The organism is Archangium sp. (assembly GCF_057119385.1).
The window spans coordinates 24083-49640 of sequence record NZ_DBNGVP010000023.1; the positions used below are offsets into that span (position 1 = coordinate 24083).

At 68.5% G+C, this 25558-nt stretch carries 24 protein-coding genes; 15 read left to right on the plus strand and 9 right to left on the minus strand.

What is annotated here, in order from left to right:
- Positions 1-121 precede the first annotated feature (121 nt).
- The 7 genes from AC16DP_RS05880 (at position 122) to AC16DP_RS05910 (ending at position 7355) form a co-directional block, all read left to right on the plus strand.
- Entirely contained in the window at positions 122-1570 is a 1449-nt protein-coding gene (locus AC16DP_RS05880; RefSeq protein ID WP_329731805.1) for a TIGR02270 family protein, read from the plus strand.
- A gap of 15 nt (positions 1571-1585) precedes the next feature.
- Positions 1586-2611 (plus strand): DUF2169 family type VI secretion system accessory protein, encoded by a 1026-nt coding sequence (locus tag AC16DP_RS05885; RefSeq protein WP_329731806.1) that lies wholly within the window; start codon positions 1586-1588, stop codon positions 2609-2611.
- A gap of 100 nt (positions 2612-2711) precedes the next feature.
- A complete protein-coding gene (locus AC16DP_RS05890) occupies positions 2712-3029 on the plus strand; it encodes a DUF4150 domain-containing protein (protein ID WP_414640774.1) in 318 nt (105 codons plus the stop codon).
- 37 nt (positions 3030-3066) lie between these two features.
- The gene (locus AC16DP_RS05895; RefSeq protein WP_329731808.1) at positions 3067-3846 is read left to right on the plus strand and encodes an AHH domain-containing protein; all 780 of its coding nucleotides are present in this window, start codon (positions 3067-3069) and stop codon (positions 3844-3846) included.
- A gap of 244 nt (positions 3847-4090) precedes the next feature.
- A complete protein-coding gene (locus AC16DP_RS05900; RefSeq protein ID WP_329731809.1) occupies positions 4091-4432 on the plus strand; it encodes a hypothetical protein in 342 nt (113 codons plus the stop codon).
- Positions 4433-4888: 456 nt separating this feature from the next.
- Positions 4889-5575, plus strand: a complete 687-nt coding sequence (locus AC16DP_RS05905) for a hypothetical protein (RefSeq protein WP_483956646.1) — start codon at positions 4889-4891, stop codon at positions 5573-5575.
- A 70-nt stretch (positions 5576-5645) separates the two neighbouring features.
- Positions 5646-7355 (plus strand): WD40 repeat domain-containing protein, encoded by a 1710-nt coding sequence (locus AC16DP_RS05910; protein ID WP_329731811.1) that lies wholly within the window; start codon positions 5646-5648, stop codon positions 7353-7355.
- 67 nt (positions 7356-7422) lie between these two features.
- Here the strand turns inward: AC16DP_RS05910 and glgC are convergent, their stop codons facing one another.
- Entirely contained in the window at positions 7423-8676 is a 1254-nt protein-coding gene (gene glgC / locus AC16DP_RS05915; protein ID WP_329731812.1) for a glucose-1-phosphate adenylyltransferase, read from the minus strand.
- Positions 8677-8949: 273 nt separating this feature from the next.
- Here glgC and AC16DP_RS05920 point away from each other — a divergent pair, with 273 nt between their 5' ends.
- From AC16DP_RS05920 to AC16DP_RS05930, 3 genes are all read left to right on the plus strand, one after another.
- On the plus strand, positions 8950-9363 hold the full coding sequence (locus AC16DP_RS05920; protein WP_329731813.1) for a hypothetical protein: 414 nt from the start codon (positions 8950-8952) through the stop codon (positions 9361-9363).
- Between the two features lie 93 nt (positions 9364-9456).
- Positions 9457-11094 (plus strand): phosphoglucomutase (alpha-D-glucose-1,6-bisphosphate-dependent), encoded by a 1638-nt coding sequence (gene pgm / locus AC16DP_RS05925; protein WP_329731814.1) that lies wholly within the window; start codon positions 9457-9459, stop codon positions 11092-11094.
- 161 nt (positions 11095-11255) lie between these two features.
- Positions 11256-12308, plus strand: a complete 1053-nt coding sequence (locus AC16DP_RS05930) for an Rpn family recombination-promoting nuclease/putative transposase (RefSeq protein WP_414640775.1) — start codon at positions 11256-11258, stop codon at positions 12306-12308.
- Between the two features lie 30 nt (positions 12309-12338).
- Here AC16DP_RS05930 and fdhD read toward each other — a convergent pair whose 3' ends face one another.
- From fdhD to AC16DP_RS05945, 3 genes are read right to left on the minus strand one after another with little or no spacing between them, the layout of a single operon-like run.
- The gene (fdhD, locus tag AC16DP_RS05935; RefSeq protein WP_329731815.1) at positions 12339-13223 is read right to left on the minus strand and encodes a formate dehydrogenase accessory sulfurtransferase FdhD; all 885 of its coding nucleotides are present in this window, start codon (positions 13221-13223) and stop codon (positions 12339-12341) included.
- Positions 13220-13723: a molybdopterin-guanine dinucleotide biosynthesis protein B gene (gene mobB, locus AC16DP_RS05940; RefSeq protein WP_329731816.1), complete on the minus strand. Its 504-nt coding sequence runs from the start codon at positions 13721-13723 to the stop codon at positions 13220-13222. Before mobB ends, fdhD begins: the two co-directional genes overlap by 4 nt.
- Positions 13723-14964 (minus strand): molybdopterin molybdotransferase MoeA, encoded by a 1242-nt coding sequence (locus AC16DP_RS05945; protein ID WP_329731817.1) that lies wholly within the window; start codon positions 14962-14964, stop codon positions 13723-13725. The genes mobB and AC16DP_RS05945 overlap by 1 nt, the downstream gene beginning before the upstream one ends.
- A 109-nt stretch (positions 14965-15073) precedes the next feature.
- Here AC16DP_RS05945 and mobA point away from each other — a divergent pair, with 109 nt between their 5' ends.
- Together mobA and ygiD are read left to right on the plus strand one after the other, a co-directional pair.
- The gene (gene mobA, locus AC16DP_RS05950; RefSeq protein ID WP_329731818.1) at positions 15074-15763 is read left to right on the plus strand and encodes a molybdenum cofactor guanylyltransferase; all 690 of its coding nucleotides are present in this window, start codon (positions 15074-15076) and stop codon (positions 15761-15763) included.
- A gap of 238 nt (positions 15764-16001) precedes the next feature.
- Positions 16002-16799 (plus strand): 4,5-DOPA-extradiol-dioxygenase, encoded by a 798-nt coding sequence (ygiD, locus tag AC16DP_RS05955; RefSeq protein ID WP_329731819.1) that lies wholly within the window; start codon positions 16002-16004, stop codon positions 16797-16799.
- Position 16800: 1 nt separating this feature from the next.
- Here ygiD and AC16DP_RS05960 read toward each other — a convergent pair whose 3' ends face one another.
- Positions 16801-17589 carry a LysR family transcriptional regulator gene (locus tag AC16DP_RS05960; RefSeq protein ID WP_414640776.1) on the minus strand — a complete coding sequence of 263 codons (789 nt, stop codon included), beginning with the start codon at positions 17587-17589 and terminating at the stop codon, positions 16801-16803.
- Positions 17590-17780: 191 nt separating this feature from the next.
- Here AC16DP_RS05960 and AC16DP_RS05965 point away from each other — a divergent pair, with 191 nt between their 5' ends.
- A complete protein-coding gene (locus tag AC16DP_RS05965) occupies positions 17781-18563 on the plus strand; it encodes an SDR family NAD(P)-dependent oxidoreductase (protein WP_329731820.1) in 783 nt (260 codons plus the stop codon).
- Here AC16DP_RS05965 and AC16DP_RS05970 read toward each other — a convergent pair.
- From AC16DP_RS05970 to AC16DP_RS05980, 3 genes are all read right to left on the minus strand, one after another.
- On the minus strand, positions 18560-19618 hold the full coding sequence (locus tag AC16DP_RS05970; protein ID WP_329731821.1) for a hypothetical protein: 1059 nt from the start codon (positions 19616-19618) through the stop codon (positions 18560-18562). The two genes, AC16DP_RS05965 and AC16DP_RS05970, sit on opposite strands and share 4 nt — an antisense overlap.
- 114 nt (positions 19619-19732) lie before the next feature.
- Positions 19733-20839, minus strand: a complete 1107-nt coding sequence (locus AC16DP_RS05975) for an esterase/lipase family protein (RefSeq protein WP_329731822.1) — start codon at positions 20837-20839, stop codon at positions 19733-19735.
- A 358-nt stretch (positions 20840-21197) separates the two neighbouring features.
- Complete coding sequence (locus tag AC16DP_RS05980) at positions 21198-22133, minus strand: peptidoglycan-binding protein (protein WP_329731823.1); 936 nt, start codon at positions 22131-22133, stop codon at positions 21198-21200.
- Between the two features lie 178 nt (positions 22134-22311).
- Here AC16DP_RS05980 and AC16DP_RS05985 point away from each other — a divergent pair, with 178 nt between their 5' ends.
- Positions 22312-22839 carry a hypothetical protein gene (locus tag AC16DP_RS05985; protein WP_329731824.1) on the plus strand — a complete coding sequence of 176 codons (528 nt, stop codon included), beginning with the start codon at positions 22312-22314 and terminating at the stop codon, positions 22837-22839.
- Positions 22840-22949: 110 nt separating this feature from the next.
- Positions 22950-24263 (plus strand): monooxygenase, encoded by a 1314-nt coding sequence (locus AC16DP_RS05990; RefSeq protein ID WP_329731825.1) that lies wholly within the window; start codon positions 22950-22952, stop codon positions 24261-24263.
- Positions 24264-24315: 52 nt separating this feature from the next.
- Here the strand turns inward: AC16DP_RS05990 and AC16DP_RS05995 are convergent, their stop codons facing one another.
- Positions 24316-25548 carry a hypothetical protein gene (locus AC16DP_RS05995; RefSeq protein WP_329731826.1) on the minus strand — a complete coding sequence of 411 codons (1233 nt, stop codon included), beginning with the start codon at positions 25546-25548 and terminating at the stop codon, positions 24316-24318.
- Positions 25549-25558 lie beyond the last annotated feature (10 nt).

Genomic DNA, 25558 nt, shown 5'->3' on the forward strand with positions numbered 1-25558 from the left:
GGTGCCTGGAGACTCCCGTGCCACGGGCGACGGCGGCGCTTCCCACGGACGCGGAGGGCGCCGCGCACCCTCCGAGCAGAAGCACGAGCCAGGTCAGCCACGAGGAGGAGCGGAGCATGCGATGAGGCCTCGCCCCGCAGTCTACGCCAAGCGTGGGTTGAAGATGTCGAACTCCAGGCTCGTCGCCACCAGGTTCATCGGCGCCTCGTGGTGGTATGCTCTCGGGATACGATTCCAGGTCAGTCCGAGTCGAGGAGAAGTCAGTCCGAGTCATATGACCACGACGTTCCTGCTGGATGTGTGCGAGACGCACCTGGATGAGGCGGAATGGTTCTGGACGCGGTGGGAGCACGCACTGGCGGCGCCTGACTACGATCTGGCCGACACGGCAGAGGTGGAGGAGCGGCTGCTGGCTCATGTGGATGGGCTGAGTGAAGGCGGGCCGCCCGTGGTCGAGGCGTTGCTGCGGCCAGCGTTGGAGTCAGAGGAACTGGCGCGAGTGTCCGCGGCGTTCCTGGCGTTTCTCCAGTCGCATCCGCCCGCAGAAGAGGTGCGTGCGTGGGTGTGCGATACGGTTCCCGCGCAGCACTCCGCCATGCGGAGGGTGTTGGAGGTGTGTGACTGGGAGGGGGTGGGCACAGCCCTGCTACCGTTGCTCGAGGGGACGGATACGGAACTCCAAGCGCTCGTGCTGGACGCACTTGTCTTCCGTGAAGAGCTCCCAGATGAGGTGCTGGCTGACTTCCTCCCTCACGAGGACCCCCGGATGCGCATGGCGGCGATGCGGGGATTGCGCACGCTGCCACGGACGAATGCGCGAGCACTGTTGTCCTCGGCGCTCGCCTCCGTGAATCCCGTCATCCGAGACGCGGCCATCGAATGGGGATTGGCGGTGGGTTCCCAGGAGGCGTGGGCGGTGTGCAGGCAGGCCGTGAAGCAACAGGGCCGTGAGTCCCTTGTCCTCTGGGCGATGGGCGCTGACGAGGAGGATGTGGCACTGCTCGTGGACCTGCTGCGCATACCGGAACGCCGTGCCGGCGCCTTGTGGGCGTTGGGGTTCAGCGGGCGTGTGACTGCGGCAGAGGCGTGCCTGGAGTGGATGGAGGATGCGCAGGTCTCACGGCTGGCCGGTGAGGCCTTCAGCTCCATCACGGGTCTGAGCATGGACGGTCCCCATGCCCTCCCCCCCGAGCCACCACTCGAAGAGCCCATTCCCCTCGAGATGGAGAACCTCGACGCCGACCTGACTCCTCGTCCAGAGGACGATCTACCAAGGCCGGACGCCGAGGCCGTGGCTGCCTGGTGGCGGGGGGCTCGTGGGCGCTTTGTCCGGGGGACTCGCTACTGGCTGGGTCAACCCTTTCAGGGCGAGCTGCTCCTGACCGCACTGGAGCGAGGGCCCATGCGGCGTCGGCATGTGTGGGCACGGGAACTGGAGATTCGCAGCAGACGTGCCTGCCGTGTCGAGTCGCGAGCTTTGACGCGCCGGCAACGAGTCGAACTGAAGCGGGCGGCCTCCATGGGGATTCGTCTCCCGGGTGCTTCCTTTGCCCGGCTTCTCACCGGGTAGGTCCAAGGAGTTTTCGTGCTCCAGGTTCGCAACAAGACCCCCTTTGTTCCTGGCATGTTCCTGTTCCCCGATGAGCAGGGGGTGGACACGCTGTATGTCGCGCTCAAGGCCTCCTTCGAGGTGCGCGGCGGAGCCCTCTTCCTCGCGGACAAGCAGTGCCCCCTGGTCATGGGGGATGAATACCGGGGAGCACCTGGGAGTTCGAGCTTGAGCGCTTCCAGTGAGGCTCATCTGTTGAAGCCCGGGACGGACGTGCTGCTGGAGGGCGAGGCCCATGCGCCGAAAGGGCGCGCGGTGGAGTCATGCCTCGTCTCGGTGCGTGTCGGTCCGCTCCAGCAGGTGCTCCAGGTCTTTGGTGACCGGAAGTGGAAGAGCGGATGGGCGTCGCCAGACATCTCGAAGCCGGAACCCTTCGTGAGGATGCCGTTGGTCTGGGAGCGGGCCTTCGGTGGGTCGCACGAGGTGGGGGATGGGCGTGTGCTGGCGGAGGCGCGCAACCCGGTGGGGCAGGGCTTCCGGGGGAAGCGGAGCGGCTCGGAGATGGCGGGACGCGCGCTTCCCAACCTGGAGGATCCACACCACCTGCTCGGCTCCATTTCCGATGCGCCCGCGCCGATGGGGGTAGGGCCGGTGGCTCCTGCCTGGGAGCCACGCAAGAGCTGTGCTGGGACGTATGACGAGGAGTGGCAGAAACGGCGTGCGCCCTACCTGCCGCGGGACTTCCGTCCGGAGTTCTTCTGTGTCGCGCCGCCAGCTCTACGAGCACGAGCGGGCTTGAAGGGGGGCGAGTCAGTGGAACTGCTCAATGTATCCCCAGAGGGGGTGCAGCGTTTCATCCTGCCTCGGTGCGAGTTGGATGTGACGGTGAGGATCTCCGGAAAGACAGAGCGGGCGGAAATGTCGCTGGAGACTGTACTGCTGGAGCCTGGCAGGGGGCGGGTGTGTCTCTCGTGGCGAGGGGCGGTGGGTTGCGACAAGCGTGCGCTGAAGGTGGAGGAGGCGTGTTTCGCGGTAAAGTCGATGCAGGGCGTGAATGGTTGAGCGGGGAGCTCGCGGCACAACGAAGGGGGCACTTGTGGGCACGAAGGTATTTGCCAATGGGCGAGGAATCGCCAGCGAGGACAGCGGCGGGCAGAGCGTCATGTTCCCGGATGTGTGCAAGACCCCGAGTCCTGGTGGGCCGGTGCCCATTCCCTACCCGAACATCGCGAAGTCCTCGGATGCCTCCAAGGGTCCGAAGAAGGTGACGGTCAACGGCAAGATGCCCATGGTGAAGGGCGCTCAATACAAGACGTCCTCGGGAGACGAGGCGGGGACGGCGGGCGGGGGCGTGGTGAGCGGCTCCACCCAGGGGCCGGCGGAGTTCATGCTCTACTCCTTCGACGTGAAGTTCGAGGGGAAGAACGTGTGCCGGTTGGGGGACCCCTTGTTCCACAACAAGAAGAACATCATGGGCTGACTGCCGGCTCTGGCCGGATCCACTCGGGAGACAACCAATGCCGGAAATGGGAGAGCCCATCACCGTTGATGAGGTCGCCAGCATCGAGCATGACGACTATTGCTACTTCTGCAGCGCCAAGGAGGAGCCCAGGGTCGAGGAGAACGAGTTCCCCAACGACTATGACGAAGACCTGGATCTGGACGGCGAATTCAACGCCGCCTTCAAGAACGACGCAGGCACGCTTGGAAAGGCCTTGGGCGCGTCCCCTCCCAGGCAAATCGAGGTGGGCACCGAAAGCAAGGACGTCATCGCCGCCGCCCACCACCTGATTCCTGGCAATGCGTCCCTGGCGAACAGCAAGCTCTTCAAGTCCTCCAAGTACCTCTGGAAGGACGGAAGGGTGAGAGGCAACATCGGGTACAACATCAACTCGTCCGCCAATGGCGTCTGGCTTCCGGGCAACTACGCCGTTCGCCCATGGTCCACCAAACCCCTGTTCTTCAAGCGAGAGTATGCTTTCGCTGCCATGGAGGCATACCAAGCACAATTTCACGATGCGCATCAGGAGTACAGCAACTTTGTCCTGGCGGCGCTGGATCAGGTCTACGACAAGCTCGATGCGATGAAATCCATCTGGTGCCCGGAACAGAAGAAGAAAGCGGGTGAGCGCGACCCGGAGAAAGATTATCCGCTCTACGCGCTCGTTGGCCGGCTCAACTCCATCTCGGGCCGCATGCGTGGACTGCTGACGGGAACGCCAGAAAAGTCCTGGAGGCTCAACGTCTACACGTCCCGGTTCGCCCTGCTTCTGATGATGGAGAAGCAATCGCTCTAGGAGCCTGTGGCCGCTCATGTACTACCTGCTTTCGGGACCGCAATACCCGTGTCGATGGATCGAGACCTTCCCGTTCGATCGCACCTTGCGATGGACGATGGGCGCCAGGCATACGCAGCCGGTCCCCAGGCCCTTGGAGTTCACCCTGTCCCGATTGAATCCCGCCTTCTCGGATCATGGCCCGAGACTCCCTCCTTATTTCTTGAGGGGCATTCCCCTGTTCCGGGACGATCTGCTCGATGCCATGAGGCGCGGTGGGGCTGACAACCTGGATGGCTATGATGCGGTCATCTGGGATCCCGACAGCGGTAGACGCATCCTGGACTACAAGGCCATCAACGTTCTGGGACTGATTGCCGCTGCGGATATGAGCAGCTCGAAGGCGAGGCTCAATCCGGGTGGCGCCCTGCTGGATGTGGAGTTCGACGGGTTGATCCTCGACGAGTCACGCACCTACGGTGCCCTGCTCTTCCGCCTGGCGGAGGCCAATAGCGCACTCCTCTTCCATGAGCGGCTCGTGGAGCACCTGCGCGCGAGCGGCTTCCAGGACATGTCCTTCCTGGAGCCGTCGCGGTGCGCGCTGTAGTCGCTGCGCGTGGACGAACAAGGCTCGGGACCGGCGGAACGCCAACGAAAAGGAAGAGGGAGGGAGTAGATGGCAGCCTGGCAGCCAGCGGAGATCCTGACGGCCGGACTGGTGAGCCCCGTGGGGTTGACGGCGGGAAGTTCCGCCGCCGCGGTCCGTGCTGGAATCACGCGGTTGCGAGAGACCGCCATCTACAGCCGGACACTCAAACCGCTGCTGGCGGGGTTCCTGGACGAGGTGCACCTCCCGGAGTTGCCGGATGCGGTACGCCGGGCTACCCGGACGGTGACCATGCGTTACCAACGCATGTTGCGCCTGGCGGTAGGCGCCCTGAGAGAGGCCGCCCGCGACTGCCCCGTCCCGCCTCCCCTCCTGCTCGCACTGCCCGAGCCCACTCCCGGAGCGCCTGCTCCTGGAGCGACTGACTTCCTGACGCACCTCATGGACTTCTCCGGGGTGCCCCTCGACAAGAAGCAGAGCCAGCTTTTCCCGCATGGGCGGGCGGGAGGTTTCTTCGCGCTGCAGGAGGCCCTCCGTCTGCTCTCGAGTGGCCGCGTACGCCATGTGCTCGTCGGCGGGGTGGACTCCTTCTTGGACCTGTCCCTGCTTACCGCCTTGGATGCGGAGGAGCGGCTTCGTGGACATGGGCTCTCGGATGGGCTGATACCCGGGGAAGGGGCTGCATTCCTGCTGCTGGGGCTGACACAGCGGGGCTGGCCCGGGCAACGGTCCATTCATGCTCGCGTCATGGGTGTTGGGACGGGGCACGAAGAGGGTCATCGCTACAGTGAGAAACCCTACCGCGGAGAAGGGCTGGCGCGAGCGTTCCAGCTCCTGTTCGAGGCCTTGCCACCATCGGTGCCCAGGGTTCGCTGTGTCTATACGGGGATGAATGGTGAGAGCTTCTGGGCCAAGGAATGGGGAGTGGCCTATCTGCGGCACGCCAGGTATTTCGAGGAGCAATTCTCCATCGAGCATCCAGTCGAGTTCATGGGAGATCCCGGAGCTGCGTTGGGGCCCATGATGGTCGTGCTCTCCGCACTCGGGATGCAGAAAGGCTATCGCCAGGCTCCGTGTCTGGTGTGGTGCTCCTCTGAGCGCGAGGATCGCGGTGCGGCATTGATCCACGGAGGGAATGAATAGGGGTGGAGACGCTGTATTTGAGGTGGCTCCGTGTGTGTGCCATCATGCGCAATACATGCGAGTGCGTCCCTTGAAACCTCTGTCCCTGGACTTCACCGGGCTCATGCAGAAGCCCGCGGCAATCAATGCGATCAGCTGCTTGAGCGGTGAGCGATTGCTGCTGGGGGGGAATGACCACCGGTTGCGGCTCTACTCGCTCGGAACAGGCGCGGTGCTGCAGGACGTCAAGGGGAAGAATCATGACATCCAATGTCTTGCGGTTTCCCGTGATGAACGTTGGGCGGCGGTGGGTCATGGCTCCTGGGGAGGTGTTCACCTCTGGGATTTGAACACGGGGGAACTCCGGTGGGCGCATCCCGCCCAGATGTACATCAAGGCCGTGGCGTTCTCGCCAGAGGGCGAGCGGGTGTTCGTGGGGAAGGCGGGCAATCACGTCCAGGTCATGGATGTTGCCTCGGGCGAGGTGCGTGCCGAGCATGGCGACGACAGCACGAGCTGTGACCGCTTCATCTTCAGTCCAGAGTGCCGTCTCTTCATCGTGGGGCGGGAGGGCACTCTCACGGCCTGCGATGCCTTGACGGGGCGAGAAGTGTGGTGCCAACCCGAGGCGCACATGGGCGCCATCTCGGCGCTGGCGGTGTCTCCCGGTGGGCGTTTCCTGGCTTCGGGAGGAGGTGATGGCAAGGTTCGTGTGTGGGAGCTCACCACGGGAATTCCCTATGCGACCCTTGTGCCGAATGCGGATGAGGTGCAAGGGGTTGAAGATGCCTTGGACCTGAGCATCCAGTGTCTGGCCTTTTCTCGCAGTGGGGGCTGGGTGGCCTCTGGCGCGCATCGTCACGCCATTCGCATCTGGGATCTTCGGACTCGAGTCGAGGTGGCCGGTTTCATCCCAGAGAGTACTCTGCTCGGATTGACCTGCTTGTCCTTCGGGGAGACGCATGCGCGGCTGGTTGCCGGCACGAGAAGTGGTCGGCCGTTGGTGTTCGCCGTGGAGGCGGAAGCTGGGACGCCCGCGGAGGAGACCCGGCTGTTGCCCGGCGGGAGCACCCCCGCCGCCGCCGTGAGTTCCCCAGGGAGACCGCTCGAGCGTTTCGAATTGCGGACGCAGGAAGGCTATCTGCAGAGCGAGGCCTTGCGCGTGTTAATTGGGGACACACAGACCCCCGTCAACCAACTGCTGGAGATAGCCCGGGCCCTGGTGCAGGAGGCGGCGGGCTCTCCTCACCGCGGAAGTCCCGTGGGATTGCTCTGGCCTCTCTACGAGAAGGTCCGGGAGAAGGACGCCGTGATGGCGCGCACGCTCGCCGCAGAGCTCCTGGGGAGCGTACTCCCGAGCTCGGACGCCATCGGCCATGATTCACGGGGTGAGCTCATCCCCTTCGCACGGAGGCTCGTGGGAGAGCTCCTCCAAGCCGATGTCACGCAGCTTCCCGCCAAGTTACGGACAATGCTCGTTCGTGCCTACAGCCAGGTGTGCTCGGTCTGCGCTGGCCTGAACATCGGGTTGGACTGCGTACCGCTGGGACTGCATCTCCTCATGCAACTCATGGTGAAAGCCGAGTGGGAGGCCGTGCGAGATGCGCTGGTTCTCTTCTGTGGTACGGGGGATGAGGCCCATGGCCCGGAAGGACACCTCCGCTTCTACGTGGAGGGGGGGCTGATCCGCGCGGCGGACTGCGCAGCCTACGCGCGGACTCTGGGGGAGAGCGGGCTGGCCTCTCTGCACCCCTCGCTCCGAAAGCTCGCCGACGTGTGCGCCACCCTCGGCGGAAGCTGAGGTGTCGCGCGCCTGGGCCGTCCGCTGAGGTGGACATGCCCGGGCGCGTGCGTCGCCCTGGCTCGCCTCAGTCGAACTTGTAGCCCTTGGGCACCACGACGATGCCGTTGTCCGTGACGGTGAAGCCGCGCGCCTTGTCCTGCTCCAGGTCGTAGCCGATGCGTGCGTTGGGCGGCACGCGCACGTCCTTGTCGATGATGGCGTTGCGCACCTTGGCGTGCCGGCCGATGTCCACCTCGTCGAAGAGGACGGAGCGCTCCACCTGCGAGTACGAGTTCACGCGCACCCGGCGGGACAGGATGCTCTCGCGCACCGTGCCGCCCGAGATGATGCACCCCCCGGCCACCATGGAGTTGAGCGCCCGGCCCACGCGCTCGCCCGCCTCGTGGACGAACTTGGCTGGCGGGCTGTACTCCACGGCGCTGCGCAGCGGCCACTCCGGGTTGAAGACGTCGAACTCCGGGTCCACCGACACCAGGTCCATGGAGGCCTCGTGGTAGGCCTCGAGCGTCCCCACGTCCCGCCAGTACGTGTTGGCGCGCGTCTGCCCGGGGATGGGGTTGGAGTGAAAGTCATACGCGTGGATGTGGTAGCCATCGCGCAGCGCGCGCGGCAGCACGTCCTTGCCGAAGTCGTGCTGCGAGCCCTCGGTGCGCGCGTCCACCTCCAGCAGCTCGCTGAGCACGCGGCGGCTGAAGATGTAGTTGCCCATGCTGCACAGGGCCAGGGTGGGCTTGCCCGGCATGGCCTTGGGCTCCTGGGGCTTCTCCTGGAACTCGGTGACGCGGCCGCGCTCGTCCACCTGCATGACGCCGAAGCGCGTGGTATCCGCCAGCGGCGTGGGGTAGGCGGCGATGGTGATGTCGGCGCGGTGGGCCTCGTGCTGCTCCAGCATGTGCGCCACGTTCATCTTGTAGATGTGGTCGCCGGAGAAGATGGCCACGTCGTCGGCGCGGTGGTTCTCCACCAGGTGCATGTTCTGGTAGATGGCGTCCGCCGTGCCGCGGTACCACACGTTGCCCAGCTCCTCGTAGAGGTACATCTGCGCGGGCGCCAGCGTGATGAAGTAGTCGGCCAGCAGGCCCGAGCCGAAGCGCCACCCGCGCTGGATGTGCTCGGTGAGCGACTGGGCCTTGAACTGCGTCAGCACGTAGATGGCGTAGACGCCCGAGTTGAGGAAGTTGCTGAGGGCGAAGTCGATGATGCGGAACTTGGAGCCGAACGGGACGGCCGGCTTGGAACGCTTGGACGTCAGGGGCGCCAGGCGTGTGCCCTGGCCCCCCGCGAGAATCATCCCGAGGACGCGTTTGCGGCTGCTCATGTGATGGAGAACTCCCTCCCGGCGGCCAGTATAGGAGGCTTCCCGGGAAAGGCGCGGTTTCGGCCCGGGCGCCTCGGAACGGTGGTGCAGTGTTGGGGCGCCAACCATCCCGAGGGAGGCCGCCGGGTTCATCGAAGCGACAGCCGGTGGGCCGCAAGGGATTTGACGCGCCGCCCCGATGAGCGGCCGTGCGGGGAGGCGCTCCCTGCGTGAAGGCCGAGGGCTCCCCACGTTCCCGGCCAACGACGGCTTTCTCGAAGGGGAGACACAACCATGACCCGGAGCAAGTTCATCCTGGCGGGCCTCATCGCGGGCGCCATGGCGTTGGGCACGGCGTGCAAGTCGGACAAGGCGGCGGAGAGGCCGCCCGAGGATCCCACCACGACGGAGGAGACCCCCCCGCCGCCGGCCACGGACCCGGGAGGTACCACCACGACGCCGCCCGGAGGAACGGGAGGCGCCGGTGACGTGGGCGCCGATGACTTCGGCGAGCCCGTTCCGGATACGGGCGCCACGGTGCCCGAGGACTACGGCGGCTCGGGCACGATGAACCCGGAGAACCCGGGGACGGGCGGCTCGGGCCTCGAGGACGATCAGCGCTTCGAGGGGGACAGCTTCCCGAGCGACAGCGAGCGGGTGAACGAGCCCGCCCCGCCGCCCGCGGGCGCTCCGGTTCCGACCCCGTGACGCACCGCGCGCGCCGCCCGAGCGGCGTGAACGAGGCAACATCGGAACAAACAAGTGGACGGGACGGGGGCCACGTGGCGCTAGATTCGCCGCGTGGCCCATCCTCTCGCTGGCAAGCTCCCTCCCGACTCCCTCCTCATCAACCCCGAGACGCTGCGCTCCCAGTACTACTCGGAGCGCCCGGACGTGAACGTGGCCGAGCAGCGCGTGGCCTTCGGCACCTCCGGTCATCGCGGCTCGGCCGCGCGCCGTGCCTTCAACGAGCCGCACATCCTCGCGGTGACGCAGGCCGTCTGCGAGTACCGCGAGAAGGAAGGCATCGGCGGTCCGCTCTTCCTCGGCATGGACACGCATGCGCTGTCCGAGCCGGCGCAGCGCTCGGCGCTCGAGGTGCTCGCCGCCCACGGGGTGCAGGTGCGCTTCACCGGCGAGGCCACGCCCACGCCGGTCATCTCGCACGCCATCCTCACCTACAACCGCGGGCGCACGCAGGGGCTGGCCGATGGCATCGTCATCACGCCCTCGCACAACCCGCCCGAGGACGGGGGCATCAAGTACAACCCGCCCAACGGTGGCCCCGCCGACACCGGCATCACCGGGTGGGTGGAGAAGCGCGCCAATGAGCTGCTCGCCGCGGGCAACACCGGCGTGCAGCGCATCCCCTACGAGCGCGCGCGCACGGCCTCCTCCGTGAAGACGTATGACTTCATCACCCCGTACGTCGAGGACCTCGGCAACGTGGTGGACCTGGAGGTGGTGCGGGGGGCGAAGCTGTCCATCGGCGCGGATCCGCTGGGTGGCTCGAACCTCGCGTACTGGGAGCCCATCGCCGCCCGCTATGGCCTGTCCATCCAGGTGGTGAACAAGACGGTGGACCCGACCTTCCGCTTCATGCGCGTGGACCACGACGGCAAGATTCGCATGGACTGCTCGTCGCCCTACGCCATGGCCGGCCTGGTCGAGCTCAAGGACCGCTACGACATCGCCTTCGGCAACGACACGGACTCGGACCGGCACGGCATCGTCACCCGCAGCGTGGGGTTGATGAATCCCAACCACTACCTGTCCGTGGCCATCAGCTACCTCTACCGGAACCGTCCCGGCTGGAAGCCCGGCACGGGTGTGGGCAAGACGCTGGTGAGCAGCAGCATGATCGACCGCGTGGGCAAGGACCTGGGCCTGCGCGTGGTCGAGGTCCCCGTGGGCTTCAAGTGGTTCGTGGACGGGCTGCTGGACGGCTCGCTCGGCTTCGGCGGCGAGGAGAGCGCGGGGGCCTCGTTCCTGCGCCGTGACGGCACCGTCTGGTCCACGGACAAGGACGGCATCATCCTGGACCTGCTGGCCGCGGAGATTCTGGCGCGCACGGGCAAGGATCCGGGCGTGCACTACCAGGAGCTGACGCGGAAGTTCGGCGCGCCGCTCTATACGCGCATCGACCAGCCGGCCACGGCGGCGCAGAAGTCGGCGCTCAAGAAGCTGTCGCCGGACGCGGTGCGCGCCACCACGCTGGCGGGCGAGCCGATTCTCCAGCGGCTCACGAAGGCGCCCGGCAACAACGCGGACATCGGCGGGCTCAAGGTGGTGACGGAGAACGGCTGGTTCGCCGCGCGGCCCTCGGGCACCGAGGACGTGTACAAGATCTACGCGGAGAGCTTCCGGGACGCGAAGCACCTGGACTCCATCGTGGAGGAGGCGCGGAAGATCGTCAGCGACGCCTTCGCGCGAGGCTGAGCGCTGTCCCCTCTCCCTCTGGGAGAGGGTCAGGGTGAGGGTCTTCCCTTGTTCCGAGTCGACCCCCCGCCGGGCCTCGCTGTCTCGCAGCCGGGATGGTTGGCAGCGAGGTGGACGCGCGGGGCCGGATCGCTCCCTGTGCGGAGCCGCTGGCCCGTTCCATGCGTAGGGCATCGGGCACGATGCCTGGACCGCATGATCTCTTCGCCCGCTACACCTTCGGCCACCCCGAGCGGGCCGCGGCCGAGCTGCGCGCCGTGTTACCCGCGCACGTCGTCTCGGAAGTGGACTGGTCGAGCCTGCGTCAGGAGTCCGGGAGCGTGGTGGACCCGGAGCTGCGGGAGACGGAGAGCGATCTGCTCTTCACGGCGCGTTTGCACTCGGGCCGCTCGTTGTTGCTGTACGTGTTGCTGGAGCACCAGTCGTCAGTAGATTCGTGGATGGCGCTGCGCATGCTGCGCTACGTGGTGCGGCAGGTGGAGCGCTGGAGGCAGGCGCACCCGGAGAGCACCCGGTTGCCGGTCATCGTTCCGCTCGTCATGTACCACGGGCCGGACGGAGCCTGGACGGCACCGCGCCGGGTGGAGGACCTCTTCGATTTGCCGGAAGAAGAGGAGGAGCGGGAGCGGTGGCGAGCGCTGGTGCCGCGATTCGAGTACCTGCTCGATGACCTGACGGCCGAGCGGGAAGAAGCGCTGAAAGCGCGTCCGGGCCCACCGCTGGCGCGGCTGGCGTGGTTGGTGTTGCGCTACGGACGTACGGGGGAGCTGGCTCACCGTCTACCGGACTGGACGGTGCTCTTCGCGCAGGTACGGGCGGGTCCCGGGGGGACGGAGCATCTGGTGGTGGTCATCCGTTATTTGCTGTGGGTGGAGAAGGATGCGGCCGTCCACGCGGCGGCGAGGCGGGTGTTACATTCGGTGTTGGATGAGCAGCGCGCGGAGGAACTGATGGGAACCTGGGCCGAAGACATATTGGAGCGGGGAGTCAAGAAGGGTCTGGAGAAGGGCATGGCGCAGGGTCTGGCGCAGGGGCGGCTCCAGGAACGCGCCGAGGCGGTGCTCCGGATCCTCACCGCGCGAGGCGTTCCCACCGACGAGGCGGCCCGGCAGCGCATCCGCTCCTGCACGGACGGTGCAATCCTCGACCGCTGGTTCGATCGCGCCCTGAACGCCACCTCGCTCCGCGACGTGCTGGACGACCTGACCCAGTAGCGTTCCCCACTCCGACGCGGGGCGCGGGGCTCAGCCCTCGCGGAGACGCTCGGGGTGGGAGTACACGTTGAATCGCCCGTTGCGCACGAAGGTGGCGAGCGTGATGCCCGCGCGTCCGGCCAGGTCGATGGCGAGCGAGCTCGCCGCGGAGACACTGGCCACGAAGGGGCACCGTGCCATGGCGGCCTTCTGGATGATCTCGAAGCTGACGCGTCCGCTGACCACGAGCACGGTGGGGCGCAGGGCGGCCGGTTGCGAGGCGCGCGCCGAGCGCAACCCGTGCTCGAGCACCAGCGCGCCCACCACCTTGTCCACGGCGTTGTGGCGGCCCACGTCCTCGAAGGCGGCGAGCACCGAGCCCCGTTCATCGAGCGCGGCGGCGGCATGGACTCCACCGGTGCGGGCGAAGTTGGGCTGAACGGAGCGCAGGTGCTCGGTGGCGTGGGCGAGCACGGAGGCGGGAAGCTCGGGGCCCGGGGGCACGGGGCTGCACGTGGCCATCAAGTCCTCCACGCTGCGTCGGCCGCACACGCCACAGGCCGCGGTGGTGAGCGTGCCGCGCTTCGTGGCACCCATGCGCTCCAGGTCGATGACGAGCCCGGGAGCGGGCGTCACCTCGACGATGTTGCCGTAGCCCTCCTCACCGGGCCTGCCGCAGTGGGCGAGGCCACCGAGGTCCTCGGCCGAGTGGATGAGACCCTCGGCGAAGAGGAAGCCGGTGACGAGGAACCGGTCCGCGCCCGGGGTGCGCATGGTGACGGCCACCGTGTCGCCGCTGATGCGGATGTCGAGCGGCTCCTCGAGGGCCACGGTGTCCTGCTCCTCGGGCGCGAGCCGGCCGTCCGCGGTGTAGCGCCGCACGGGCCGCCGGGTGACGCCGGGAGGCAGGGGGGCCGGGTGTCTGTCTTCGCTCATCGCGAGAGCACTCCATCGCGCAGGCACTGCTGGAGGAAGGAGGCAATCCCTTGCACGTCCTCCGAGCCGAAGCGTGTCATTCCCTCGGGCACCGGGGCCTCGCCCACCACGGCGAGCACATCCCGCCGCTCCGCCGCGAGCAGGGGCCCCAAGCCCTCGCGCCAGACCTCCAGCTTGGGCAGCGGCCCGTACTTCCATCCCTCGACGAGCACCAGGTCCACGGTGCCAGCGAAGCGCTCGAGCAGGGCCAGCACGTGCTCGGGAGGCTCGGGGAGGGAGAGCTGCACGCCGGCCGGGTTGGCGAAGGCGACGAAGGCGGCACCGGACTCGGCGTAGCGCGCGGTGTCACTGCCCGCGCGGTGGAGCGGATGCACATCGGACGAGTGCTTCACCACGCCGACACGCAGGCCGCGCTGGTGCAGCTCGGGCACGAGCCGGGTGAGGAGCGTCGTCTTCCCCGAGCCGGACCAGCCCACCACGGAGAGCGCGGGTGGACGCATCAGGGCACCCCGGGGAGGAAGCGGGGCCGGTCGAAGCGCTCGAAGTCCACCTTGTCCCCCACGGCGAAGTCGGCGCGGCCTGGAGGAAGAACGGCATACCCCTCGGCGCCGATGTTCTGCAGGTGCTGCCCGGCGCCCTGCGAGCGGATGCGGGCCCACACCTGCCCGTCCTCGCGCGTCTCCAGGGTGCCGCTGATGAGGTAGGTGAAACCGGCCTGCTTGTGGCGCGAGTCATCGAGCCGGACGCGCACACGCTGCCGCTCCTCGGAGACGCCCTGGAAGCGCAGGAGGAGAGGGCGGGCGAACTGATCGAAAGCGACGGTGGCGGCGCCGGGGTTGCCGGGGAGCACGACGACGGTGGTGGAGCCGAGCCGTGCGACGGCCACGGGCTTGCCGGGCTTGAGGGCCACGCCATCCACGAGGAACGAGGCACCGAGGCCGGCGAGGAGACTCTTCACGCGGTCCTTGTCGCCCACGGAGGCGCCGCCGGTGGTGACGAGCACGTCGGCGTCCTGGGAGAGCCGCCGCAGGGCCGAGCGCAACACCGCATCGTCATCGCGGGCGCGCTCCTGGGCGACGACGAGGGCACCGGCCTCGCGGGCCAGGGCGGCGACGAGGATGAGGTTGCTCTCGTACACCTGGTGGGGAAGGGCGGGAGCGCCGGGAGGCACGAGCTCATCCCCGGTGGCGAGCACGGCGACGCGGGGCAGGGGCCGCACGAGGACGTGGGAGTCACCCAGGGAGGCGAGCACACCGAGCATGGAGGCGTCGACGCGCTGACCGGCGTGGAGCAGGGGCGTACCGGCGAGGAGGTCCTCTCCGGTGGGGCGGATGTCCTTGCCGGGCGGGACGCCGACGCAGACATCGACGAGCCCCTCGGAGGGGATGACGGTGGCCTCCTGGCGGACGATGGCGTTGGAGCCCTCGGGGAGGGGAGCGCCGGTGAAGATGCGCGAGGCCTCGCCGGGCTGGAGGGAGCGCGAGGGCAGGTGGCCGGCGTAGACGGTGTCGACGACGCGCAGCCGGGCGGGGTGGTCGCGGTTGGAGCCGGAGGTGTCCTCGGCGCGGACGGCATAGCCATCCATGGCGGACACGGGGCAGCCGGGGAGGGAGCGCGAGGCGACGACCTCCTGGGCGAGGAATCGGCCGAGGGCGTCGAGGAGGGGGACGCGAGTAGGGGACGCGGGCTGAATCGCGTCGAGGGCGGCCGTCCGGGCGGTGGCGAGGGGGGAGAGGGACATGCGAGGAGACGTCGTCCGGAGAGCTTTAGCGCAAGGGAGGGGCGGGCGGGGGCTGGAGTGAAGGTAGCCTTCACCAGCGGACGGAGCACGGGGCGCGAGGAGGCCTGGCGTGAGCGATAGGGAACGAAGCGGGCCGGAATATGCGGACGTGACGCTGGCGGTGATCGCGGGCGGCAAGGGCGAGCGGTTGGGCGGAGTGGCCAAGGGCCTGCTGGAGCTTGAGGGCCGGACGGTGCTGGAGCGGGTGTTGGAGCTGGGGCGGCTGTGTGGGGACGTGCTGCTGGGGACGAACGAGCCAGGACCCTACGAGCGCTTCCACCTGCGGACGGTGGGGGACGTGGTGCGGGGGCGAGGCGCACCGGGAGGGGTGCACGCGGCGCTGGTGGGGGCGAGGACGGAGTGGGTGCTGGCGGTGGCGTGCGACATGCCCTTCGTGTCGGAGGCGGCGGTGCGGGTGCTGCTGGACGCACGATCGCCCGAGGTGGACGCCGTATGTTTCACAGTGGGAGGCCGGGTGGAGCCATTGCTGGCCCTGTACCGGCGGACCCTGTCGGACGAGTGGGGCGAGGCGCTGAAGAAGGAAGAGCCCTCCTTGCGAGCCCTGCTCTCCCGCTGCCGGACGAAGCATCTCCCCGAGGAGGCTCTGAGAGCCGTGGACGCGGAGCTCCGAGCGGTGGTGAGCGTGAACACGCCCGAGGACCTCGCCCGTCACGGTGTCTCACGTCCCCCCAGTCCCCCAGGTCCCCCTGCCAACACCCCGCCCAATCTCCCCTCGCCCCCCGGGAGAGGGACGGGGTGAGGGTGCCCGGATCCCGGGTTGAATCCCCGCACTGTTCCACCGGGGGAACAGTGATTTGCCCGAAGACCCTCTAGTGGAACAGGGCCGCGCGGCGCATGCTTTCCCCATGTCTTCATCCCGACCGGACCGGCGAACCCTGCTCAAGGCCGCTGTGTTCGGCGTGGCCTCGTCTCTGCCGCTGGTGGGCTGCCGCGATTCAGCCCGTACGGCGCGTCCGTCCCAGGAGGGAACCTCCGCCATGACCACCGCTACCCCCGAGCCCCGCCTGCCGGTGCTCTTCATCGGGCACGGCTCGCCGATGAACGCCATCGAGGAGAACACCTGGACGCAGGGCTTCCGCTCGCTCGCCCGGCAGCTGCCGAAGCCCAAGGCGATCCTCGCCATCTCCGCGCACTGGTTCCTGCCCGGCACCTTCCTCACGGGGAACGAGCGTCCGCCCACCCTCCACGACTTCGGCGGCTTCCCCCGAGCCCTCTACGAGATGCAGTACCCGGCGCCCGGCAGCCAGGAGCTCGCGAAGCGCGTGGTGCAACTGCTCGGGCCCTCGCGAGCCTCCGTGCAGGACGACTGGGGCCTGGACCACGGCACCTGGACGGTTCTCCACCACCTGCGGCCCGAGGCGGACGTTCCGGTGGTGCAACTGAGCATCGACGCGCGGCTGGCCCCCTCCGAGCACTTCGCACTCGGCCGTGCGCTCGCGGGACTGCGGGACGAGGGTGTGCTGGTGATGGGGAGCGGCAACGTGACGCACAACCTGCGCCACGCCTTCACGAGCCTGCGCTCGGGAGACACCACCACCCCGGCGTGGGCCGAGCGCTTCGACCAGGAGGTGGCCCGAGCCCTGGAGCAGCGCGACGGAGCCTTCCTGGCGCGCGTCATCGAGACGGAGGCGGGCCGGATGTCGCACCCGAGCATCGACCACTACCTCCCGCTGCTGTACGCGGCGGGGGCCGCGGGTGACGGCGGCACGGTGCGCTTCCCGGTGAGCGGCTTCGATCTCGGCTCGCTGTCGATGCGCTCGGTGCTCTACAGCTGACTCATCCGCCGGAGGACGCGGCGGACAGAGGCCGTCCCTTGAGGAACTCGAGCAGGAAGTCACGGAAGGCGGAGACCTTCCGGGGGACGTGCTGGGTGCGCGGGTACAGCATGACGAGCGACGTGGACGGCTGCGCATAGCGGGGCAGCACGCGGACGAGCTGCCCGGACGTCACATCCGCCTGGGCGAGGAACGTGGGGAGGACGGCGATACCCGCGCCGGCCTTCGCCGCCTCGCGCAGGAAGAGCATGTCATCGCCGAGCACGCGCGCCTGCTTCTCCGGCAGGCCCAGCTCGCGCAGGTACTTGAGCCCTCGGAACACGACGAGATCATGCTGCGCCAGGTCCTCGGGCGTGCGAGGCGTTCCGCGCCGGGCGAGGTACGTGGGCGAGGCGAAGAGCTGCACGTCGAGCACCCCGAGCCGCCGCACCATCAACGAGGAATCCGCCAGCTTCGCGCCCGAGGCGCGCAGCGCGAGATCGAACCCCTCGGCGACCAGGTCCACGTTGCGGTTGGTGAGGCGGCAGTCGACGCGCACGGAGGGGTAGCGCGCGGTGAAGCGGGCGACGACCTCGGGCAGGAAGGTGGCGCCCATGTCATGGGGCGCGGTGAGGCGCAGCTCGCCGGACGGGGCCTCCTCGCGCTCGGGCAGGGTGCCGACGGCTTCCTTCAGGGAGGCGAGCAGGGGCGCGGCGCGCTCGTACAGCGCGGAGCCGGCGGTGCTCAACGACACGTGGCGGGTGGTGCGGTGGAGCAACCGCGTGCCCACCGAGTCCTCGAGGCTCGCCACGCCCCGGCTCACGGAGGACTTGGGCAGCCCGAGCCTGCGGGCCGCTTCCGAGAAGCGGGGTTTTCACCCGAAGTGGGAAAAACTCCAGTCCTTCTCGAAAATTACACAGTCGGAAAGGCCAGCAAGTCGAGTAACGTGCGTTCCCACCCAGGTGTCCCTCCGGGTGGAGAGGACGAGGTGGTGCGGCCGCTATGAGTCGATTGAAGGACAAGGTGGCCCTCGTGACGGGGGCGGCTTCGGGAATCGGGCGTGCCACGGCGCTGATGTTCGGGCGGGAGGGCGCGAGGGTGGTGGTGACGGACATCTCGCCGGCGGGCGAGCAGGTGGCGCAGGACATTCGCGCGGCCGGAGGGCTGGCCTTCTTCGCGGTGCATGACGTCACGGACGAAGTCACCTGGCAGAAGGTGATGGCGCGCACGCTGGACGTGTATGGCCGGCTGGACGTGCTGGTGAACAACGCGGGCATCGCCATCTCGCGCTCGGTGGCGGAGATGAGCATGGCCGAGTGGCGCGAGCAGATGGCGGTGAACCTGGACGCCGTCTTCCTGGGCACCAAGTACGCGGTGCGCACCATGCGGCTGGGCAAGCGCGGGGGCTCCATCGTCAACGTGGCCTCGGTGTCGGGACTCGTGGGCAGTCCCGGGACTGCGGCCTACTCGGCGAGCAAGGGCGGGGTGCGCATGTTGAGCAAGGCGGTGGCCATGGAGTGCGCGCCGGATGGCATCCGCGTCAACTCGGTGTTCCCGGGCGGGGTGCGCACGCCCATCTGGCAGAACGCGGACTGGTGGGACGGCTTCGTCCAGCAGGTGGGCAGCGAGGAGGACGCCTGGAAGCGGCTCGAGGGCGCCGCGCCGCTGGGCCGCATGGGCGAGCCCGAGGACATCGCCGAGGCCATCCTCTACCTGGCCTCGGACGCCTCGCGCTACGTCACCGGCGCGGAGCTCGTGGTGGACGGCGGCTACACCGCGCGCTAGTTGCGGCCCCACTGCCGGGGGCGGGTGAAGCGGAAGAAGCCGCTCTGCTCCTCCTCGGCCACCGTCTGCGCCTCGTCGGCGAAGTAGCGCGCGCGCAGCTCCGTCAGCCGCGCCTCCAGCTCCGGCCCCGAGTACTGCTGGGCCAGCGCCTCGCGCTCGGACATGTACTGGCTTCCCAGCTCCCAGCGCGCATCGCGCGCCCGGTCCAGCTCCTCCCAGCGCTGCAGCGCCTGCTCGTCCAGGCCCATCTCCTGGCGGATGGTGCGCAGGTTCTTCGCGCGCTGCTCCGGCTGCATCGCCGCCAGGTCCTTCTGCACCGAGCCCAGGTCCAGGAAGTGGTTCATCAGCTCCTGCTGGTGGGCCTGCACGTAGGCCTGCGATTTCTCTCCGTACGTCTTCTCCAGGCTCTGCTTGTACTGCGCCATCCGGTCGCTCACGCTCGCGCCGGGCAGCGCGTCGATGCTCTTGAGCGCATCCGCCACGGCGGTGTTGCGCAGCTCGGCGGCCCAGATCTTCTCCGCCACGTCCTTGCCGAACAGCCGGTTGCGCTCCTCCCAGATGGCGGCGCGGCGCTCGGCCTCCGGCTTGTCCTTGAGCTCGGCGTGGTGCTCCTTCACCCACGACTCGTAGTCCAGGCGCTGGCGCAGCCGCTGGACGAGCTCGTCATACAGCTCGGGGAAGGCCTGCTTGAGGACGGCGAGCAGGTCCGCCTCCCAGCCGGTGGGGTTGAGCTTCTGGAAGTGGCGCATGAGCTGCTCGAGCATGCGCATCTGCGTGTGCGGGTCGCGGATGCGGGCGCCGTAGCGCGAGCGCAGGTAGGAGACGATGTCCTTCTCCGGCCGCTCCAGGCCGTCCTCGCGCTGCTGCTCCTCCGAGAGGGGGCCCGGCGTCTGGTCCACGCGGACCTGGGCGCCCGGGGCCACCGGGGCGGGGGCGCGCGCCGTGGCCGGCTCGGAGGACGGGCCGGAGCCGGGACGCCCCTTGAAGACGAGCAGGGCGGAGCCGGCGAGGAGCAACACGAATGCCAGCAACAGCGGAGCCTTCCGACGGTTCATGGGCGGCTTCATCTCGGAGTGGGGGGGGCGGAAGCGGGAGAAGGCTACCCCCGGAAGGCCCTCGCGCGCGATGGGGGGGCCCTCCGGGGGGGACAGCGGGACAGCGGGGACGGCTCAGTCGAAGTAGGCGATGTAGTCGATGATGGCGGCGTAGAACTCGGGCTCATCGAAGGTGTCGGGGCCCACGCCGATGACGTCCAGGTGGTCCTGGGTGATGACGCTCGAGGTGGAGGTCATCTGCGAGGAGGCGCTGGGCGTGTTGATGTTGCCCATGTACGGCACGTTGGCGTCGGTGCCCACGTAGTCGAAGCCCAGCGCGTACTCGGTGTACTTCAGCCGGTAGCCCATCTGCTGCGAGTTGATGCCCACCACGCCGTCGTCATCCGACTCGTTGGCGATGCCGTCGCCCTTGCCGGCGGCGCCGTCGTTGTCGCAGTCCTCCAGGCAGTAGCCGTCGCCGTCGATATCGAAGATGAACTCGTTGAGCAGCCAGAGCGCGGGGTTCACGTTGACGCCGTTCTGCGCGGTGATGAGCGACACGTAGCGCGAGGCGTAGCGCGCGTCGATGGGGTTGTTGACGTTGAAGGTCTTGGCGCCGGTGGTGAGGCCGTCGGTGGAGCTGTAGTCGTTGTAGACGAGCTGCTTGGCGCCGGCGAAGGCGTCATTGCCCGGCTGGTAGACGACGTTGCCGAAGAACTCGGCCAGGGCGGAGACGACGCTGGTGACGCCGGGCTTCAGGTCGAGGATGTACTTGGCCACGGGCGAGCCGCGGTGGGGCGAGGACACGCTGACGAGCACGCTCACCACGGTGTAGCCCTTGCGGGTGTAGAGCACCTTGGCCGCCTTGCGCGCGTCCATGCCGCCCTGCGAGTGGCCGATGAGGTTCACCCGCGTGGCGCCCGAGCTGGCCATGTACCCCTCGATGTCGTTGGCCAGGTCCAGGCCACGCACCTCGGAGTTCTGGAAGGGCTGCACCTGGCCCACGAAGCTCTTCTGGCCGCTGGCGAGGTCCTCGTTGCAGGGCACCTCGAAGAGGCCGCAGGTGTCGCCGACGAACATGCCGTAGTCGTCGCCCCAGTAGTCGTAGCCGAGGATGTCATCGAAGCCGGCCATGCCGTGGGCGAACACCACGGGGTAGGTCGTCTTCGCGGCACCGGCGTGCGCCTGGGTGGTCAGCCCGAGCGCGCACAGCGCCATCACGAGGGTGTGCAGCTTCTTCATGGGGACTCCTTGGGGTGTCCCTGCCGGGGGCCCGGTCAGGGCAGTGGGGGTGTGGCTCACCTCCCCCAGCAATCCTCGCGCCAGACCCGTTGCGTCATCGATGCGGGGACGACGCATTGCGTTATGTAGGAGGAGTGGAGCATTGATGCTCCAGTCAACCACGCGCTCCCCGCGCCCGAGGGGGCTCCCGGAAGCCAAGAATCCAGGAGTCTTCAGGGGTTATACGTAGACTCCCTCCACTGTCCTGAATGAGGACAGGAAATGACGTGTTTTCGGACAGAAAAACGAAAACCCCCGCGCCTCGGGGAGAGGGGCGGGGGTCCGTGGGGGGGGGCGGTTCAGAGGGTGCCCGCCGGCATCATGGCCGGTACTCCCAGTGCCAGGGCTCGGAGGGGACGGTGCGGGCGAAGCCGAAGCGGCTCGCGTTGTTGGCCAGCCACTTATAGGTGGAGGTGCCGGTGCCGCCCACGTTGATGTCGAGGGCGATGCCGCCCTGGTGGTTGGAGTAGCCGGGCCTGGCGGCGAGGTTGCCGGTGCCGTTGAGGTACTTCTGGTAGAGGACGCGCTGCTCCTCCATGGAGCGGAAGGCGCTGTTGACGTGGAGGTTGATGCCGGCGGCCTGGGCGGCGGCGTGCATGCGGTTGAAGGCGGCGGCGGCGTCCGAGCGCATCTCCTTGCCACCGGCGATGGGGGACACGGTGATGTCGCGGGGCACGCCGTTGACGTAGCCCTTCACGGCGCGGCCGCCACCGGTGCCCGGGGTGGTGACGGGGCCGGACACCTTGATGCCGAGCTTGTCCCACGTCTTGGGGCCGACGACGCCATCGGCGGTGAGGCCCTTGGCCTTCTGGAAGGCCTTCACGGCGGCCTCGGTCCTGGGGCCGAAGGAGCCATCGGCGGTGCCGGCGTTGAAGCCGAGCTGGTTGAGGCGGTTCTGCAGGGCGCGGACGGGCTCACCGCGGGCGCCCTCGCGCAGGGTGGGGCCGGAGCCGCCGGAGGAGGCGGGGGTGGAGGGCTTGGGGGCGGTGGCCTTGTCGAGGGCGCTCCACGTCTTGGGGCCCACGACACCATCGGCCTCGAGGCCCTTGGCCTTCTGGAAGGCCTTCACGGCGGCGAGCGTCTTGGGGCCGAAGGAGCCATCGGCGGCGCCGGGGTTGAAGCCCGCGGCCTGGAGCTTGTTCTGGAGGGAGGTCACCGCGGGGCCGCTCGCGTTGAGGCGGAGCGTGGGGGGGGCGGCGAGCGCGGTGGTGGCGCGGGGGGCGAGCGCGGCGGAGGAGCGGGCGATGGCGACCATGGCGGGGGGGCTCGGGGGGTCGAAGGGGAAAACCTGCTCCTATTTTCGTAGGTGCCAGGAAGAAGTTTCCTCACACGTGTCGATGGGGGTGATCCACGAGGGGAGAGGAAAGCGCTGCCACGCGGGGCCGAGGGCCGGTACGCTGGAGGGGCTCGGGTTCCGGGAGGGGAACGTGGCGATGAGGATGAGACTCGACACGCTGGCGGGGGAGACGTTCCTCCGGCTGGAGGATGGGGTGGCGCACCAGGAGGACGGGCCGAGGCTCGCGCTGGTGACGCGAGGGGAGGAGCTGGCGCGGCTGTTGGAGGGGGCGATGGCGTGCTCCTTCTCGCACGAGGTGCCGGAGCGTGCGGAGGAGAGCGCGGTGGTGGAGCGCTTCCTGAGGGACTGCTCGGAGTACAGCGACGTGCACGGGCTGCCGGACGCGTTGCGCGAGGAGATGGAGGAGCACTTCGCGCAGCTGTTGGACGCGCTGTGGAAGCTGGACTGGCTGGTGTTCGGCGAGGCGCGGGAGACGACGCTGGTGCCGGGGGAAGACCCTGTGCGGGGGCGGGCGGTGACGCTGTGCCTGGCGCGCTACGACAGCCCGTCGGTGCAGCTGGGGGCGAAGCTGCGCCGGTACGTGGAGAGCTTCAAGGAAGCGGTGGTGCGCATCGAGGGCCGCGGGGACGCCAACGAGGGCGGCGCCGGCAATCTGTTGCACTGATGCACACTTCCCGAGCAGTGCCTGTCCACTTGTGATGACTGACGAAGCATGGAGGCCCCGAGGCGAAGGCGTCTGGAGACAATCCGCGCCCCTTGAGGAGGAGACCCACCATGCGTCGAAGGTTCGGAGCGAGCGCGCTCCTGATGTTGGCCGTCCTCACGTCCTGTGACGACGAGCCGAAACCCCAGCCCGAGGCCATCACGTGGCACAAGGACGTGGGGCCACTGGTGCAGCAGAAGTGCGGCGGGTGCCATGTGGAGGGAGGCATCGGGCCCATGGCGTTCCAGACGTACGCGGACGCCCACGCGCAGCGCGAGGCCATCAAGGCCTCGGTGCAGTCGCGCCACATGCCGCCGTGGCCGCCGTCGAACGAGTGCGCGCGGTACGTGGAGGACCGCTCGCTGAGCGACGAGCAGCTCGCGCTCATCACGCGCTGGGTGGACGCGGGCGGTCCCGAGGGCAACCCGGCCGATGCGCCCGGCACGCCCGCTCCCCCACCGGGAGGACTGTCCCGCGTGGATGCCACGCTTCAGATGCCCACCGAGTACACGCCGAGGCAGTCACCGGATGACTACCGCTGCTTCATCCTCGACTGGCCGTACGCGGACACGCGCTACGTGACGGGCTTCCGCGCGAACCCGGGCAACATGGGCATCGTCCACCACGTCATCGCGTTCCTCGCGCTGCCCTCGCAGGTGGCGCAGGCGCAGGCGCTCGACGACCAGGAGGAGGGGCCGGGCTACACCTGCTTCGGAGGGCCGGGGCTGAACGGGGGCCAGGTCGCGTGGCTCGGCTCGTGGGCGCCGGGGAGCCCGGGCATGGACTACCCGGCGGGCACGGGCCTGCTCGTGCAGGGCGGCTCCAAGGTCATCCTCCAGGTGCACTACAACACGGGCCACGGGCTCCACGCCGAGCCCGCGGGAGGGCCGGACAGGACCTCGGTGTCCTTCAAGGTGGACTCCCGCGTGGACAAGGTGGCCTTCGTGCAGCCCTGGGCGAACCCCGAGTGGATCACCCGCAAGACGATGAACATCCCCGCGGGCCAGGCGGACGTGGTGCACGACTGGGCGTTCGATCCGACGAGCATCGCGGATCAGCTCACGGGAGGCCTCTTCCGGAAGAACGAGCCGCTCACGGTGCACTCCGTGGCGCTGCACATGCACACGCTGGGGACGAGCACGCGGCTGGAGATTCAACGCCAGACGGCGGGCCGCGAGTGCCTGCTCGACATTCCGCGCTGGGACTTCCACTGGCAGGCGAGCTACACGCTGACGCGGTCGCGGGTGATTCAGCCGGGGGACACGCTGCGGCTGGAGTGCCACTGGAACAACAGCGCGCCGGGAGCGGCGGAGGCCAACTGGGGCGAGGGCACGGGGGACGAGATGTGCCTGGGCCTCTTCTACATGACGCAGGAGGGGCAGTAGGGCGGAGGCGGTGACACGAGCGGCACCGCCTCCGCCCCGGTACCACGGACTGCTACAGCCAGCAGGCGTCGGGGCTGTCACCGGTGCGGGTGGTGAGGCCCTTGGACAGCTTCTGGAACTCGTGCCACGGCTCCCACTTGGAGGGGTAGTGCGTGGAGCCATTCCAGTCATTGCGGAGGCCGAAGTCGCCCGAGCCGTCCGAGTGGTTGCGGTACGCGTACCAGAGCGCGGAGTCCACCACGCCCGAGTCGCCGAAGGCCTCGGCGGAGATGCGCATGGCCTCGGCGACCTCGGCCTCGGTGCGCACGGCGTTGTCGGGCCCGGTGACGGAGCCGCGCTCCTGGAAGCCGAACTCCGTCACGAAGAGGCGGGTGTTGGTGACGCCGGTGGCGGAGTTGAGCTTGCTCTGCACCGTCTGCAGGCCGGTGCGCAGCGTGTACTTGTACCCGGAGGTGGAGGTGCCGAAGCACGCCGAGCCGCCTCCGTTGTTGAGGCAGTTCCAGTCGTAGCTGTACGGGTTGTAGGGGTGGATGCCGAAAGAGTCCCAGGGCGGGTTGCCCTTGTAGGCGGTGAGCGCGCCCGAGCTGAACAGCCCCGTCCAGAAGGACTCGGTGGTGTACGTGTTGAGGATGCCGCCGGAGATGATGAGCTCGGAGCGGCCGTTGGCCTGCTTCCACTCCTTCACGCGGCGCACCGTCCAGGCGAAGGTGTTGGGCTCCACGCGGAAGGGCGTCCTGCCATCGGGGCACGGCTCGGCGATGTTGGGCTCGTTCATCACCTCGATGGCGTCGGCCTTGGTGGACCAGCCATTCACGGTGGTGTTGAAGACGTTGAAGGTCCACCCGCTCACCTTGTGGGTGAGGTAGTCGTTGATGTACGCGTCCCGCGAGGCGCCGCTGTTGGGGTCCCCGCAGAACTGCGGGTGCGTGTACAGCACGATGACCTTGAGGCCGTTGGCGTGCGCGTCGGCGACGAGCTGCTGGTACGTGGTGGTGGAGACGTTCGGCCAGGCGGCCTCGATGCGCAGCCATTTCGCGTTGAGCTGCTTCATCTCGCAGAAGAACTTCGCGCGCGAGGCGGCGTCACTCAGGGGCTGGGGGCCCGCGTTGTAGATGCCGCCCGTCACCACGCCATAGCGGTTGGCGCCGAGGATGACGGGGGACTGCCGCGTGCCCGTCTCGGGCGCGGCGGTGGGCTCGGACTCGAGGCCCCCACCGCAGGCGGCGAGCAGGGGCAGCAAGGCGAGGGCGCGCGCACCGCGGCGCTTCGCGGACGGGGGGAGCATGGAATTCCTT